The following is a 17,119-nucleotide window of genomic DNA, read 5'->3' as shown; positions in this document are numbered from 1 at the left end:
TTGCTTTTTTATTAATTTTCTTAAAAGTTTCAATATTTTGTAACTATTACAGTGTGTTTTCTGTTAAAATATAAGTACAGATAATATTTTCTGTTATTAAAGAAGGGGAGATAATATGAAGTATCCAAAAATCGTATATAAACCATCACAAAATGCAATTGAATTAAAAAAGGTTGATATTGAAGGAAATGTATGTGGTGAGTTTGTTGAATTTACAATTAATCATGTTTACGAAAATAAAGGAAAAGGTGATGTAGAAGCAGTATATAATTTCCCAATTCCGGAAACTGCAGTGTTATCAGGATTTGAAGCTAATATTGGTGGTAGAACCATCAAAGGTAAAGTAGAAGGAAAAGATGAAATCGAGAAGATTTTAAACAATGTAGTAGAACAAGGTAATAGCAATTTTCTTTTAGAAGAATTCAATGAAAATAACTTTAGAATATCCATTGCAAAGATTTTATCTGGAGAAACTATAAATATTAAAATATCTTATATTGAAGAATTAATTTATGATAATAATAAGCTTAAGTTGACCATACCAAAAGTTGTTCCGCCAATTAAAGCTTACTCAAACAGTAAGAAGCCTTTAACTGCAATAAAAAGTAATCACAACTATAAGTTAAACTTGAACTTATTAGTAGAATCCTTTGAGGAAATTAAGATTACATGCCCATCTCACCACATCGAAGTTGAAGGTGGGGAAAACAATGTATACAAAGTAACTGTTGCTGACGTTGAACAAAAGTTAAATGAGGATATGTTGATATATTTAGAAGAAAAAGTTCTTCAAGAAACTACAGGAATGGTATATGAAAATTATAAAGATAAAAATGGTATTTTATATTTGAGATTTATTCCTGACATTCAAGGAATTACAAATAAAAAGTACGGTGATTATATTTACTTAATAGATATCTCAGAATCAATGAAGGGAGATAAGTTTAAAGCTGCAAAAAGAGCTCTTCAATTATGTTTGAGAAATCTAACAGAATTTGACACTTTCAATATTGTTGCAATGGGAGATAAACTTCATTATTTTTCTGTGGAAAGAAAAGTAAGATTCAATGAAGAAAGTCTAAGAAATGCTTCCACTTGGATTGATAACTTGCAATCTGAGGAAGATGCAGTTATTTTTGATGGTATAAAATATGCCTTTGAAAATGAAGCTGAAGGCGAAGAAAATACTATTTTATTGTTTACAGATGATATTGTAGATGATGAAAAGGAAATTTTAGATTATGTAGATGAAGTTTGCAGGGAAAGTAGAATTTTTCCTTTTGGTATAGATGCATCAGTTAATACTTATTTTATAAATAAACTTGCAAGAATAACTTATGGTAAAGCAGAATTCATTAATGGAAAACGAAGAATTGAGGACTCTGTGTTAAAGCAATTTAATAGAATCAGAGGACTTCAAGTTACTGATATTGAGCTGGATTGGGGAAATATGAAAGTTGAGAAAACCTATCCAAGAACTATAGAATATATGTATGATGAAGAACCTTTCTCAATTTTTGCAAAGGTAGAAGGCCAACTTGAAGGTGTAGTAACTTTAAGAGGTAAAGTAGGGAATAGACGAATTCAAAGAAGAATAAGTTTAACTAACTTAGATTTAGAAGTTAATGCAAATTTAATAGATAAGGTATGGCACAAAAAGAGATTAGAATCCATAGAAAATAGAATTGTATATGAGCGTGGGGAAGTTTATAATTCTATGAAAAATAAAATAGTTGAGCTATCAACAAAAGTAGGAATAATTAGTACTGAGACTTCCTTTATATTGTTAGAAGAGTTATATGAACCAGTTTTAGGTATAGCTATGAGAAAGTTCTTACCTATAAAAGTAAATGATGTAGAAGAAGATGATGCTGAAGCAACTCCAAGCTTCTATTATAATCACTCATCAAATGGAGTGTCTTTCACAGAAGAAATTCTAAGCTTAGAAAAAAGGGAAGAACTCTTAAGAATCTTAGCAACTCAACAGCTTGCTAATGGTGCTTTTGCTAATTCTTATGAAGAAGAGAAATACACAAAGTTTATTTCTACAATAAAGGGTATTCTTGCCTTCACATTAGGTAAAGAGGACATAAACATATACAAAAACCTCTTAGGTAAGGCTTTAGGTTATATTATGGAAAATGCACAGGAAGAAATAAATAATGACGATGCTATTATTCCATTCTTATATCTGACTTTAAAAACTGCATTAAATAAAGGCATAATTAAGTCGGAAAATCGTGAAGTTTTCATTAATAAATCTAAAGAATTACAAGAATTATTAAATAATAAAGACATAGATAGTGAGAAAATTGAGGAAGAGTTTATTTACTTTATTGAAAGTAATATGGAAGGTCAGGACACTTTAAACACTTTAATTGATAAAACTATTTTAAAAACTAAATAATATTCAATTGGGGCTGTCTCAAAATGTATAAATACGTATTTTGAGTAGCTCCATTTGTTTTATTTAGAATAAATTTATATTTTACAAAGTAAGCCTATTAATACAACTATAAAACTTAAATAAATTAAGAGTTTTTTCAAAACATTTTGTATAAAAAATTAGTTTTGAAATACCACTTTTTTTCTTGAAGTAATCTATGATTAATTGTTATCATAGAGATATACTTTAAGAAAGAAACCAAATGAGAAATCCAGTGTTACTTTATTCTTCTTATAAAAGTTTAAATAAGGGATTAATATTGGTAAATAGAAAGGATCTTAATGATTAACTTTAAGAGCAATAGAAATGATGAAATTGGAAATAAGAGAAGAATTATTAAAGAAGAATTTTCAAAAATATGTGTTAAATCCATGGGAGTGGATACTGAAGTTGTAACCCTACAAAGTATGGATGTGGAAAAATTATTTTATCTCTATGATAAGTATTTTTTTTATGGACAACTTCGATTGTGCTTAGATAAAACTATAAAGTTTTCTGTGTCTACAAGAATGACTTCTGCAGGTGGAAAAACAATTTATAAAAAGACTTCTACAGGAAAAGAATATGAAATTAGAATAAGCTTGGTAGTTTTAAATAACTTTTATCTAAATTCTAATGAAAAAAAAGTTTCTGGTCTTGTAGTTTCTAGTGATATAGAAGCGTTACAAATTATACTTGAACATGAGATATGCCATGTTTTGGAGTTTCATAACTATGGAATTTCAAGTTGCAAGGGGTTGCGGTTTAAAAAGATGAGTTCAGAAATATTTGGACATAAAAGTATTTATCATGAAATACCTAGCAGAAGTACTCTAAAATATAAAGATAAAAAGCCTAGCATTAGCATTGGAGATAAAGTGATTTTTGAGCACAAAAACAAAGAGTATAAAGGTTTAGTAACTAATATCACAAAGCGTGCAACAGTAATGGTTTTAGATATAAGAGGAAGATATCAAGATAAGGATGGGAAAAGGTATACAAAGTGGTATGTACCTATAATTAATTTATGTAAGGATGGGAGAAGTTAATAAATGATTAAAGGAATATTATTTGATTTAGATGGAACCTTAATTAATACTAATAATTTAATTATTAAGTCTTTTAAGTATGTATTTAAGGAGCATTTGAATTTAGAAGTAGAGAATAGTGAAATAATCCAATATTTTGGCGAACCTCTCAGTTATACTATGGCTAAATATACTAATAATGAAGTTGAGATTTTAGTAAATAAGTATATAGAGTACTCTTTAGCTATTCATGATGAATTTACAGAGGGGTTTAAGGGAGTTGAAGAAGGACTAATTAAGCTAAAGAAATGTGGATATAAGTTGGCAGTAGTAACCTCAAAAAGAAGAAATACGGCATTGAGGGGATTAAGACTCTTTAATTTAGAAAAGTATTTTGATGTACTAATCTCACCAGAGGATACATTAAAACATAAACCTCATGGGGAACCAGTACTAAAAGCCTGTGAACTTCTTGAACTTAATCCAGAAGAAGTTATCATGGTAGGAGATAGCCATAATGATATCTTATGCGGTATAAATGCAGGATCAAAAACTTGTTTAGTAAAATATACTGCAATACCTATAGAGAATCTCTTAATTCATAATCCGGATTTTATGGTGGATAGCATTGAAGAAATCATAAATATTATACAAGATATTAGGTAAACAGTGGATTAATATATAGGTGAACTTTAAAAAGGAAAAATTATAATAGAACTTTTATAAAATAAAAATAAAAGACAGGCAATACATGCCTGCCTTTACCCTAGGGGTTTGTTGAGAATTAAAAGTAGTTTAATACAATAGTAAATACATAGTATATGTGAGCATTAAACCTAGCTAAGCAACTCTATGAAGTGATGTTTTAAACTTCAAGTGAGTAAAGCTTAATCCTTTTAAAATCTCATCCTAGTAAATAGGATTACCACTTTTAAAATACATATTATGAATTTTCTGTAAAACATTGAATAATGAAAATATCACTTAGCCCATATATGCAAAAAGAAACAATAGAATTTCTTAAAGCATTTAATAATATTTATGATTCATAAATTTATTAAATTACTTCTCATTGATTAGAGATTTTAATAAATCCACTGCAAAATGGATATCTTCTTCTGTAATCCAATAATGAGTAACAAACCTCATTACACCATCTTCTTCACCACTAATTTTAATTCCATTTTCTAAGAACTTTCCCACCATATAATCACTGGAAATACCAGTTTCTGTCATGTCAAAGAACACCATATTCAAATGAATATCATCAAGATTAACTTTTATTCCAGGAATTTTTAATAACTCTTTAGCTAGTAATATTGCCTTTTCGTGATCTTTTTTTAAATTCTCTCTCATATCCTTTAATGCTACAAGACCAGCAGCAGCTAAAAAACCAGCTTGTCTTAAGCCACCACCCATTAGTTTTCTGTTCTTTTTAGCCTTAGCAATAAAATCTTTTCTTCCAGCTAGTATGGAACCAACTGGAGCGCATAGGCCCTTGGATAAACAAAACATAACAGATTCCACACGAGAAGTAATTTCTTTAACATCTACGTCTAGGTATGTAGCTGCGTTAAATAGTCTTGCACCATCAAGATGAATAGGAAGATTATACTCACTTGCAACCTTATGAATTTCATCCATAACTTCTAAGGATACTACTCTACCACTTGAATGAGCATTTTCAAGACAAATCAATGAAGTTTTAGGGTAATGAATATCTTCTTCTTTTCTTATTCTTTTTTTTATTTCATTTGGATTTAAAGTTCCATGATCACTTTGAACAGTTCTCAATTGCACTCCGGCTATTACTGATGCAGCTCCAACTTCGTGAGCTACAATATGACAGTCATCTCCGAGTATAACTTCATCTCCACGATTGCAATATGTTAATAAAGCTAATTGGTTTCCAAAGGTCCCACTTGGAATAAATAACGCTGCTTCCTTTCCAACTAATTCTGCAGCATATTTTTCAAGTTCTTTAATGGTAGGGTCATCATCATAAACGTCGTCTCCTACCATAGCATTAAACATTGCTTCTCTCATCTTATCCGTTGGTTGAGTTACAGTATCACTTCTTAAATCTATAAATTTATTCATATGCTAATCCTCCAATTTAATGTTATATAGGTATATTATAGATTATTTAATCCAACATGAAAATATATTCAGGTAATTTATGCTATAATGAACAATATAAATAAATTAATTTAGTGTTAAGTAATTGATATTAGTTACTTGTTTGACTTAAACCCTAATGATATTATTAAGTAATTAACAAATTGATTTTTTATAAAAACGATTGGCAAAAAAGAGGACTTAAGATGAAAAGAGCTTTGTTTGTAACAGAAAAGCCTTCAGTGGCAATGGATTATGTTAATTTATTAAAACTGAAGGGTGTAAAAAAAGATGGGTATATTGAGTGTGAAAAAGCTATATTTACTTGGTGTGTAGGTCATATGGTTACTATGAGTTATCCTGAGGCATATGATGAGACACTAAAGCAATGGACTTTAGCAACCTTACCCTTTTTACCTAATGAGTATAAATATGAAGTTATACCTCCAGTAAAAAAGCAATTTAATACAGTTAGAGATTTACTTCTTCGAGAAGATGTTGATACCATATATGTTTGTACTGACTCTGGAAGAGAAGGGGAGTATATTTATAGATTAGTTGACAAGATGGTAGGGGTTAATAATAAAAGTAAAAAGAGAATTTGGATAGACTCTCAAACTGAAGAGGAAATTAAAAGAGGAATTAAGGAAGCTAAGGATTTATCATTCTATGATTCCCTTGCGGATTCAGCATATCTTAGGGCTAAGGAAGATTATCTGCAAGGTATAAATTTCTCAAGACTTTTAACATTAATTTATGGAAGAAGTCTATCGAAACTTTTGAAGGAAAAACAAGTTGTAGTAGCTGTGGGCAGGGTAATGTCTTGCGTCCTAGCAATGATAGTAGATAGAGAAAGGGAAATTAAAAATTTTCAAAAAACTACTTTTTATAAGGTGCAAGGTAAATTTAGCACTCCTGATGGTTTCTTTACTGGAGAGTGGAAGGTTCAAGAAAAATCTAGTTATTATAATAATGCAAAATTGTATAGTGATAATGGATTTTCTAAAAGTGAGTACGCAGAAGAGCTATTAAAGTTTTTAGAAGCAAATAAAAACACTGCAGAAATTATAAATATTAATAAAACCAAAGAAAAGAAAAATGCTCCTTTGCTTTTTAACTTGGCGGAATTACAAAATGAATGTTCAAAAAGATTTAAAATAAATCCAGATGAAACATTAACCATAGTTCAAGGTCTCTATGAAAAGAAAATTTTAACTTATCCGAGAACTGATGCAAGAGTATTATCTTCAGCAGTAGCAAAAGAAATAGATAAAACTCTTAATAAACTGTTAAAATTTAAAGAAAATGAAGAGCTTTATGGATATGTAAAAGAAATCATAGATACAAAAACCTACAGTAATATTTCAAAATCTAAGTATGTAGATGATAGTAAGATAACAGATCACTATGCTATAATTCCAACTGGAGAAGGAATTGATGGTTTAAACAAGTTAAAATCTCTAGAAAAATCAGTGTTTGATATTATACTTAGAAGATTTTTGGCAATTTTTTATCCACCTGCGGAATATAGCAAAATATCTATAGAAATTAGCGTTAAGGATGAATATTTTTATGCTAATGAAAAGGTTTGTGTGAAGAAGGGGTATTTACAAGTTCTTAATGAAAAAGAAGAAAAGCAAACTCAAGAGGAGAGTAACTTGAGCAAAATAAAAAAATCTTCTTCTGTTGAGGTAGATGAGTTTAACCTTAAGGAAGGAGAAACTAGTCCGCCTAAATATTACACTTCAGGATCTATAATATTAGCTATGGAGAATGCAGGGAAACTCATTGAAGATGAGGAATTAAGAGAACATATAAAAGGTGCTGGCATTGGAACAAGTGCTACAAGAGCAGAGATTCTTAAAAAACTAGAAAGAATCGAATATATAAGCACAAATAAAAAGAGCCAAGTGCTTCATCCCACAGTAAAAGGTGAACTTATATATGAAACCATAAAAAACTCAATCCCCTCATTGTTAAACCCCAAGCTTACCGCAAGCTGGGAAAAGGGTCTTAAGATGGTTACTGACAAAGAAATAAATCAAGATGAATTTATGGATAAATTGGAGAATTATATTAAAGATAATGTAAAGAGGGTTTTGAAAAATAATACGGTTATTGACTTTAGTAATTTGATAGACAGTTTAAGTACAAATGGAGATAGTACACTTGATAGATCAAACTTAGATGAAGTTCTAGGTATATGTCCTATTTGCCATGTTGGTCATATTGTTAAAAATCCAAAAGGTTATGGATGTACAAATTGGAAAAGCGGGTGTAAATTTTTTTTAGGAGAGATATGCGGAGTTGAAATATCTCCAAATTACATTAGACAGCTTATTAATACTGGAAAAACGAGCATGGTTCAGGGTTTTATATCCAAAAAAGGAAATAGATTTAATGCTTGTTTGAAAATTGAAAATGACAATATTGTTATAGATTTTAACTAGTGGTTTTGGAGGAAGTTATGTTTAGTTTTAAGAAATTAACTATTGAAGATAAGGACATTATTAAGTCGTTTATAACTCCATATAAATTTAGCACCTGTGAATTTTCATTTTCTACATTATTAATTTGGAGAAAAGCATGTGATGTTGAATATACAATACATGAAAATGTACTTATCATCAAGAAAAAAGATTATCATGGTAAAACCCACTTTGTTCAATTGTTGGGATACAAAGATGAATCTTTAGAACAAGTGGTGGAAGCATTAAAAGAAGAAAAGAAAAAGAGCAATATTAGTTATCTATTTAAGGAAGTGGAATGGGATTTTGTAGAGGATTTAATTAATCTTTATGGGGATAATGTTATCTATGAAGAAGATAGAGATAACTTTGATTATATTTATGATAGCAATAGCCTTATAACCATGAAGGGTAAGATATTACATAAAAAAAGAAATCATTACAACAAGTTTGAAAAAAATAATAACTATAGCTTAAAGGAAATAGATGACAAAGAGACAAAAGAGGACTGTAAAATAGTAGCTAAAATTTGGCACGAGAGCTATGGGGAATACGATAAGTTAACAGATTTTGAATTAGAAGCCATACTAGAAGTGTTGGATAACATAGAAAAGCTGGAACTGAAAGGCTTAGCTGTTTATGTGGATAATAATATAGCAGGATTCAGCATAGGTGAAATTGTTAATAATAATATGGCAATTATACATTTTGAGAAAGGTGATAAGACTTATCCAGGTATATTTGCATTTATAAATCAAAAATCTACAGAACTTCTTTACAGTGAAATTCCATACATTAACAGAGAAGATGATATGGGACTTTCGGGATTACGAATAGCAAAAATGTCCTATGGGCCAGTTAAATTAGAGAAAAAATATACTATCTTAGATATTTTATAAGTGAGGTAATTATGAGTATAATGAATTTATTTAAAGGTAACCAAGTAAAATTAACAACTTTAAGAGATGAAGATATTCCTGCAATTGAAAAGTGGTATAATGATATGAATTTTTTAAGACATTTTGATAAGTTGATAGCAGTTCCAAGAGATTGTGCATATATAGGGAATTTAATAAAGGAAATGAATAATGCAAATGATGAATATATATTTGCAATAAGAAGTTTAGATGATGATAAACTTATTGGGGTTACAGGCTTTGAAAATATTCAATGGAATAATAGAGTTGCCACCATATTTATAGGAATAGGTGAAAATGGGTACAGAGGAAAGGGCATAGGAAAAGAAGCAATGTCACTTACAATAGATTATGCCTTTAACGAATTAAATTTACATAAACTTCAACTAACGGTACTTCAGTATAATACTGCTGCCATTGGTCTCTATGAAAGCTTGGGGTTTGTAAAGGAAGGTGTCTTTAGAGAGTTTATACTTAGAGACAAAACAAGATATGATTTAATCAATTATGGAATAATTGACTATGAATGGATTAACAAAAGCCTATAAAGATTAAACTTTATAGGCTTTTTTACTATTTAAAAAGAGATCTTCTTCTTCTTTTCTTTCTTTTTAATTTCAATCTTATAATAACTAAAGATGATATAGCTATAATTAATACTAAAAGAGCTAATACATAATATATTATATTATCTTTAACAATTTGCCATTTCGATACATTTGGGAAAAGTTCATAAGTATCTGTAAAGTCTCTAACCTTTACCTCAACTTTTCCAACAGGTTTATTAACATTAAGACTCCATGGATTTACATCATCAACAGTGTAATTAAGTTCAGGTTCTAATCCATTATTATATAAAGTTATATCTTTATGTAAGGTCACTGGAACTTTCATTGTTCTAGAAGGTCCAATGAAAGGTATAGCCTTATATTTTAAGGTTATAGATTTAACTTCCTTATTTTTTTCTAAAAATACTTCTTTTTCTGCAGCAAAACTGTAATCTGCAAGTTTTTCCATATCAGCAAATACTTTTGTATCTGCAGGATAATCGTATTCTGAGTTTAAAACCACTGTAGCAATAGCACGCCCATTTCTCTCGTAAATCGAAAATAAACAGCGGCCAGATTTATCGGTATATCCAGTTTTTCCACCTATATTACCGTTGATACCTAATAGCTTATTTCTATTCTCTACAATTGCTACAGGACCATTAGAGGAATTAACTTCAGAAGTCTTTTTAGCAATAGTGTCTTTTACCCATTGATTATTATAAATAGCTCCACCTAATAAGGTTAAATCATAAGCTGAAGTATAATGATCATTTGTATTGTCATCGAGACCATTAGGGGTAACAAAGTTAGTATTGGTCATATTTAACTCTTTAGCTTTGTCATTCATTAGTTTACTAAAGTTTGCTACACTTCCACTAACACTTTCAGAAATCATATAGGCTATATCATTTCCAGAATATAAAAGGAGAATATCCATAGCATCTGAGCCGGTGAAAGTTTCTCCAACTTGCACTGGATGAACATTTAAACCATAAGAATAATCAGGTTGCGTTTTAGCGCCCTGTGGATAAACTATATTATCATCAGGTTTTTTGTTTTCTGCAAAAATTAATGCAGTCATAAGCTTAGTTATGCTTGCTGGCTGTCTTTTTTCATCAATATTTTTAGCATAGATAATTTCTTTAGTCTTCAAATCCACGGCAATGGCAGAAGTTCCTAATAAATCAGGAGCTGGTGCAGCTAATGCAGTAGAAGAGAACAATAGGCTAAAAGCCAAAGCTAAAGATACTACTTTTTTCTTAATCACTTCACATCTCTCCATTTGCTTTATTGTTTAGACATAAAAATAGTATACCATTATGAATAATTTAGAACAAGAGGACAAATCTAACAATATTTGGTATAATTATAGCATATAGTGTTATAAAACTTGCAAAAACTTTGGTATACTATGATTACGTACTAGTTTGGAAAGGATGAATAACATGATTAATAAAATAGAAAAAATTTTTACATCTAGAACAGCCAAACCAATTGGTGATTATAGAAATAGTGCAGTAATTATATTATTGCAGGAGATAAATGATGAATATCATGTAGTTTTTGAGGTGAGATCCAACAAATTAACTCATCAACCTGGAGATGTTTGTTTACCAGGTGGAATGATTGAAGAAGGTGAAACCCCAAAGGAAACTGCTGTAAGAGAGGCAATGGAAGAATTAAATTTACAAGAGGATGAGATTCAATATATTGGAGAGATGGATTACTTTATAAGTCCCTATGGAATGTTTATGTACCCATTTATTGCCAAAACAAAAAAAGAAGTGATAAACCCCAGTGAATATGAAGTTGATCATATTTTTACTGTGCCTTTAGAATTCTTTGTAAATCATGACCCACTATTATTTAAAATGGAAATTGGACCAACTAACCAAGAAGGGTTTCCATTTCACTTAGTTAACGGTGGGAAAAACTATAAATTTAGAAGAGGAATATTAAGAGAATATTTTTATGAATACGGGGAATATGTTATTTGGGGATTTACAGCACAAGTTATTAAATCCTTTGTGGACATTCTTAACAAGGAAAATAATTAAGACTATGTTCTTTACTTCATTAAGAATTTAAATTTTATAAAAGGGAAATAGGTTTACATATTTTTTCATATAATTTATTAAGTATTTTATTTAATATGCGGGGTGGTTTTGTGGAGAATACAGGAAAGTGGCATAGGGAAGTATTAGCTCAGAGGGTTGTTAAGGCACTTGGAAATAATGGATTTCATTCTATTTATGTAGAATCCAGAGAAGAAGCGGTTAATTTTGTAATGTATCATGTGAACACTGGGACTCAAGTTGGTATTGGAGGATCTGTAACAATAAAAGATTTGAATATACATCATAATATTGTTGAAAAAGGTGCCACTATTTTAGATCATAGCGAAGTGAAAAATGAGGAAGAACAATATGAAATTATGAGAAAAGCACTATCAAGTGATGTTTATCTGTGTAGTACTAATGCTATTACCTTGGAAGGCCATCTTATAAATGTTGATGGCGCAGGTAATAGAATTGCAGCTATGACCTTTGGGCCTAAAAAGATAATAATTATCGCTGGGGTAAATAAAATTGTTAAAGATGAGAGTGCAGCTCTTGAACGATTGAAATTTATTGCTTCACCTGAAAATAATAAAAGATTAAATTTAAAAAATCCATGTACTAAAACTGGAACCTGTATGGATTGTAAAGGTGATAAAAGAATTTGTAGGATATACTCAATAATTAAACAAAAACCTATGAGAAGTGACATAAGTATTGTTATTGTAGGAGAGGACTTGGGTTTTTAGTTAGATTTATAGAATATTGAATAATTGATATGTCGTTATTTATCAAAATTTCATGAATTTTACTTTCTTTTTCCAAAATATCATTCCAATTTATAATGTAATTTAAGTTTGTGAAATTAATTACAATAAACTATAGAAAACATATAGAATTTTCAAAAAAGTCCTTCATTTTATTGGAGTTATATTCTATAATTGTAGTAATAGTTTATGAGTGGGATTGGGGTGTTACAATGGCAAAGTGTCCTTTTTTGACTACATATGAAGAGGAAATAGAGTGCTTTAAAGAGTGTTCACTATATAAGTGGAACGAAAACGAAAATAAATGTCCATTTGTAGAACTTAAAAATTTCAAGTCTGTAGTGAAAAAGAATATTTACGATTACGATTTGTTTAGAGATGATAAATCATCGCCAATAAGTATTTTATATAGTGAAAATTATGTTTAAAGTTATTTGACTTTTAATAATCTTAAAATCATAATTCTTATTTTTATTATGAATGGTAATTAGCTTAAAATAAAACCACAATAAAAGCACAACCTTAGGTTGTGCTTTTATTGTGGTTACAATGGCCACTACATGATTTAGAACAATTTTTACAATTACTACTGCTACCATTATCATTAACCTTAGATTTGATTAAATAAGAGCCATTTTCTAAAATAACTATGACTTCTTCAATCTTATCCAGGATTTCATCATCATAGGATATTACTAAATCTTCAATCTTTTCTTGGTTATCCTTTGGATTTAATTTGTCTAAAATTAGTTGAACTTTTGAGGATTTGCAACACCCATCATCATATTTTAGTTTTACACAATTATATTCATCATGGAACTTTAATAAATTTATTAGATCGGTATATGCGTTATTTGAGATTTTAATTTTAATTTTATGCATAATTATCTACTTTCATTTTTATTTAATTTTCTTCAAATACTGAAGAGTACTCATGAAGAAGAACTTCTTTTAATTCCCAAAGTTTATGGGATAGGTCTACATAATAGTTGTGTGGATTTTGTAGTCTCAAAACCTCTGGCCATAATTTACTTCTTTCATTTAAGCTATAGGCCCTTATTTCCATAACTGATGGACTCGTGTACACCACATTACCTTTATCAAATAATTTCACCATGAGTTCCTTCAAATAATAATCTTTTATTTTCTTTCTTTTCCAAGTGTAATCTGGATGGAAAAGCTCTAAAGGCATGTTTTCATCAATGACTTCATCATGTAAAGCTATTAAATCTGCAATTGCTTTATTTGAGTTTCTATCATAGATTCTATAAAGTTTTTTAAATGCAGGATTAGTTATTTTTTCTACATTTTCACTAATTTTTATTTTGGGGATAATCTTATCATTCTTTTCAATAGCTACTAATTTATATACACCGCCAAAAACAGGTTCGCTTCTCGCAGTTATCAATCTTTCGCCTACTCCAAAGCTATCTATTTTTGCACCATTTTCGAGTACTCCTTTTATTATGAATTCATCAAGGGAGTTTGATACTGTTATTTTTACATCTTCATAACCAGCTTTGTCAAGCATAACTCTTACTTCTTTAGATAAATAAGTAATGTCGCCGCTATCGATCCTTATAGCTTTAGGTCTTTTACCTAATGGTTTTAAAACTTCATCAAAAGCTTTAATGGCATTTGGTATTCCTGATTTAAGTACATTGTAAGTATCAACTAATAATACTGTATTATCTGGATAGGTTTCAGCCCAAGACTTAAAGGCCTCATATTCGTTATCAAATAGTTGAACCCAAGAATGAGCCATTGTACCTATAGCAGGAATGTTAAACATCTCGTCTGCAATAGTACATGCGGTAGAGTTACAACCACCAATAACTGAAGCTCTTGCACCATAAATAGCACCGTCATAACCTTGAGCTCTTCTTGAACCAAACTCCATAACTGCGCGGCCATTTGCTGCTTCACAAATTCTAGCAGCTTTTGTTGCAATTAAGGTTTGGTGATTTATTGTTAATAAAATCATTGTTTCAATAAATTGCGCCTCCATAATCGGACCCCTAACAGTTACTAAAGGCTCATTTGGAAACACAGGTGACCCTTCTGGAATAGCCCAAACATCACAAGTGAATTTGAAATTAAGTAAATATTGTAAGAATTCTTCTCTAAATAAGTTTTTTCCTCTTAGATATTCTATATCTTTTTCTGTGAACTTTAGATTTGAAAGATACTCAATTAGCTGTTCAACTCCAGCCATTATACAATATCCTCCACCATCTGGTATCCTTCTGAAAAACATATCAAAATATGCAATAGTATCTTGTACATTTTTATTTAAATAGCCGTTAGCCATCGTTAGCTCATAAAAGTCTACTAGCATGGTTAGATTTCTTTGGTTCTTCAGATCAAATTCAGTAATTTTACCCATAGTTCGTCCCCTTACTTTCAAATAATTGTTGATAAATTTTACCGTTTTATCCACTATATATTATCATATTGGTACTTTGTTTACTATAGTATAATAATAATTATTATGGTAATATTATTTGATTAGAATCAAAATTTAGGAATCAGAAATAATTTAGTAAGTTAAGGATATAATGAATATTTTGAGACACACAATAAAATAATTGGTCCTATAAATAGACGTTGTTAACATACGTAAATACGTAGAACAGCTTAACAAATTAATTTTTTTAAGATACCTTAATTTAAGAAAAGGGATATAAATGATATATAAAGATTTTAAGAATTTAAGTGAAGAACAAAAAAATGCGGTGCTTTGTGATGATGATAATATTTTAGTTACTGCAGGGCCAGGCAGTGGTAAAACTGTGGTAATTATTAATCGAGTTTATCATCTTATAAATAATAAAAGAATTAATCCTAAAAATATTATTGTTATTACTTTTACTAAAGCTGCAGCTAATAACATGAAGGTTAGATATATAGCAATGAGTAATAACACATTGGTTCCTTTTTTTGGTACCTTTCATGGTCTTTTTTATAAAATACTAACTTCATACTATGGCAAAATACAAATTATAGAAAGTAATGAAACCTTTAAATTAGTAAAAAGTTTCTTAATAACATATATGGAGGAAGTAAGTGAAGACAGAATAAAAGAATTTATTAATGGAATTTCTGTTTTTAAATCCTCGAGTTTATCTCTGGAAGAGTTTAAAACAGATTTAGATAAGGATATCTTTAAAAACTGTTACGAAATTTATGAAAGATATAAAAAAGAAAGAAATCTTGTAGACTTTGAAGATCTCCAAATAATGTGCAAAAATCTCTTTATTAAAAATACTAGATTATTAGAATCTTACAGAAATCTATTTAGGCATATATTAGTAGATGAATTTCAGGACTGTGATGCTTTGCAACTTGATATTTTAAAGCTTTTAAAAGGAGATAATAATGTTTTTGCTGTAGGGGATGAGGATCAATGTATTTACAGTTTTAGAGGTTCTAGACCTGATTTTATGGTAAACTTTAATAATATTTTTAATAATGGAAAAAAGTTGTATCTCACAACTAATTATAGATCCGTAGTAAATATAGTAGACCTTTCAATGAGTTCCATAAAGAATAATAAATTAAGAAGTGAAAAAATTATAGTTGCAAACAAAAAATCTCAAGGTAATATTGCACTATCTAAGTGTCAAACAGAAAATTTGCAAGGCGATTTTATTGCTAATGATATTGATAAGATGGTTGGAAGCACGGATAAGAACTATAAGGCCTTTGCTATTTTATATAGAACGAATATAGAAAGTAGAAGTATAATTGATGGACTAATTAGAAAAAAGATTCCATTTAAACTTTTAGATAAAGAATTTAATTTCTACGATCATTTTATTTGCAAAGATCTTTTAGCTTACTTAAAATTAAGCATAGATAATTGGGATATAGATAGTTTTACAAGAATTATAAATAAACCTTATAGGTATATAAGTAAAATAAACTTGGAAGCAATTAAGAAGAATTTAGAATGTATAGATTGTTTTGAGAAGCTAAAAGCAATTGATTCAATTCCAATATTTCAACTGAAAGTTTTAGATAAACTAAAAAAGGATATACAGAATCTAAATAAGATGTCTTTGCATGGTGCCATAAGTTTTATAATACAAGATTTAGGGTATCATGATTATTTAGTTGAATACTGCAATAAATACAAGATTCACATTTCTGACTTAGAAAATATTATTGAAGAATTTAAAGATTCTCTTCAAGAGTATAAAACAATTATTAATTTTTTAGCTCATGTTGAAGTAGTTAATGAAGAGCTTATAAAAAGTAAAAATAAGTCTAAGGATGAAGATGTAGTTTTATTAAGCACTATTCATGGAGTAAAAGGCATGGAGTTTAGTGATGTTTATATAATAAATCTAGTGGAGGGAATTATTCCCCATGAACACAATTTAGATATAAACCTAGAAGAAGAAAGAAGACTTTTTTATGTAGCGGTAACAAGAGCTATAAATAATCTTAATCTTATGCTTCCCAGTGTGGTTCAAGGAAAGACAAGAAAACCATCTCGGTTTTTAAATGAGTGTAATTTTCTGCAAGAGAATATAAATAATACTGATATAGTAAAAGGTTCTAACATAATACATAAAAGCTATGGAACAGGGATCGTGAAGGACATTGAAGAGGGTACTATTGCTATTACTTTTAAAAATGGATTAGAAAGAAGATTTGATTTTAAAGTTCTCGTAGATAATAATCTCATGGAAAAAATTGATTAGGAAATTCTAATCTAGAAATAACTTTGTTGAACAATGCTTAAATATGGTATATAATTAGAATAATATTTTTGTGTTCATA

14 protein-coding genes are annotated in these 17,119 nt (G+C 29.2%); 10 read left to right on the top strand and 4 right to left on the bottom strand.

From position 1 onward, the window contains the following. Positions 1-115 precede the first annotated feature (115 nt). From RR409_RS08510 to ppaX, 3 genes are all read left to right on the top strand, one after another. Positions 116-2,407 (top strand): VIT and VWA domain-containing protein, encoded by a 2,292-nt coding sequence (locus RR409_RS08510; protein WP_332557314.1) that lies wholly within the window; start codon positions 116-118, stop codon positions 2,405-2,407. A gap of 320 nt (positions 2,408-2,727) precedes the next feature. Continuing rightward, entirely contained in the window at positions 2,728-3,474 is a 747-nt protein-coding gene (locus RR409_RS08505; protein ID WP_332557313.1) for a SprT-like domain-containing protein, read from the top strand. Positions 3,475-3,477: 3 nt separating this feature from the next. Further along, the gene (ppaX, locus tag RR409_RS08500) at positions 3,478-4,119 is read left to right on the top strand and encodes a pyrophosphatase PpaX (RefSeq protein WP_332557312.1); all 642 of its coding nucleotides are present in this window, start codon (positions 3,478-3,480) and stop codon (positions 4,117-4,119) included. Between the two features lie 396 nt (positions 4,120-4,515). On the opposite strand, the gene RR409_RS08495 is transcribed toward ppaX, so the two are convergent. Next, positions 4,516-5,553 carry a GntG family PLP-dependent aldolase gene (locus RR409_RS08495; protein WP_332557311.1) on the bottom strand — a complete coding sequence of 346 codons (1,038 nt, stop codon included), beginning with the start codon at positions 5,551-5,553 and terminating at the stop codon, positions 4,516-4,518. Between the two features lie 224 nt (positions 5,554-5,777). Between RR409_RS08495 and RR409_RS08490 the strand changes: the two genes are divergently transcribed. The 3 genes from RR409_RS08490 to RR409_RS08480 are packed head-to-tail and all read left to right on the top strand — an operon-like array spanning position 5,778 to position 9,504. Further along, positions 5,778-8,021 carry a DNA topoisomerase gene (locus RR409_RS08490; protein ID WP_332557310.1) on the top strand — a complete coding sequence of 748 codons (2,244 nt, stop codon included), beginning with the start codon at positions 5,778-5,780 and terminating at the stop codon, positions 8,019-8,021. 17 nt (positions 8,022-8,038) lie between these two features. Then, on the top strand, positions 8,039-8,938 hold the full coding sequence (locus RR409_RS08485; protein ID WP_332557309.1) for a phosphatidylglycerol lysyltransferase domain-containing protein: 900 nt from the start codon (positions 8,039-8,041) through the stop codon (positions 8,936-8,938). Between the two features lie 11 nt (positions 8,939-8,949). Continuing rightward, positions 8,950-9,504, top strand: a complete 555-nt coding sequence (locus tag RR409_RS08480) for a GNAT family protein (RefSeq protein ID WP_332557308.1) — start codon at positions 8,950-8,952, stop codon at positions 9,502-9,504. Between the two features lie 25 nt (positions 9,505-9,529). On the opposite strand, the gene RR409_RS08475 is transcribed toward RR409_RS08480, so the two are convergent. Continuing rightward, entirely contained in the window at positions 9,530-10,774 is a 1,245-nt protein-coding gene (locus tag RR409_RS08475; protein ID WP_332557307.1) for a D-alanyl-D-alanine carboxypeptidase family protein, read from the bottom strand. Positions 10,775-10,952: 178 nt separating this feature from the next. On the opposite strand from RR409_RS08475, the gene RR409_RS08470 reads away from it, so the two are divergent. The 3 genes from RR409_RS08470 to RR409_RS08460 all read left to right on the top strand — a co-directional run bounded on the left by RR409_RS08470 (position 10,953) and on the right by RR409_RS08460 (position 12,759). Then, a complete protein-coding gene (locus RR409_RS08470) occupies positions 10,953-11,564 on the top strand; it encodes a CoA pyrophosphatase (RefSeq protein WP_332557306.1) in 612 nt (203 codons plus the stop codon). Between the two features lie 110 nt (positions 11,565-11,674). Continuing rightward, entirely contained in the window at positions 11,675-12,313 is a 639-nt protein-coding gene (locus RR409_RS08465) for a lactate utilization protein (protein ID WP_332557305.1), read from the top strand. 230 nt (positions 12,314-12,543) lie between these two features. Next, on the top strand, positions 12,544-12,759 hold the full coding sequence (locus RR409_RS08460; RefSeq protein ID WP_332557304.1) for a hypothetical protein: 216 nt from the start codon (positions 12,544-12,546) through the stop codon (positions 12,757-12,759). A 94-nt stretch (positions 12,760-12,853) separates the two neighbouring features. On the opposite strand, the gene RR409_RS08455 is transcribed toward RR409_RS08460, so the two are convergent. Beyond that, positions 12,854-13,213, bottom strand: a complete 360-nt coding sequence (locus tag RR409_RS08455) for a hypothetical protein (protein ID WP_332557303.1) — start codon at positions 13,211-13,213, stop codon at positions 12,854-12,856. A gap of 22 nt (positions 13,214-13,235) precedes the next feature. Then, entirely contained in the window at positions 13,236-14,717 is a 1,482-nt protein-coding gene (locus RR409_RS08450; RefSeq protein ID WP_332557302.1) for a nicotinate phosphoribosyltransferase, read from the bottom strand. 301 nt (positions 14,718-15,018) lie between these two features. On the opposite strand from RR409_RS08450, the gene RR409_RS08445 reads away from it, so the two are divergent. Next, complete coding sequence (locus RR409_RS08445) at positions 15,019-17,040, top strand: ATP-dependent helicase (protein WP_332557301.1); 2,022 nt, start codon at positions 15,019-15,021, stop codon at positions 17,038-17,040. Positions 17,041-17,119 lie beyond the last annotated feature (79 nt).

The organism is Clostridium sp., from assembly GCF_036642255.1.
Taxonomy (GTDB): domain Bacteria; phylum Bacillota; class Clostridia; order Clostridiales; family Clostridiaceae; genus Clostridium_J.
Note: the sequence above shows the minus strand (reverse complement) of the source record. Positions and strands in the feature narration are given on the sequence as shown.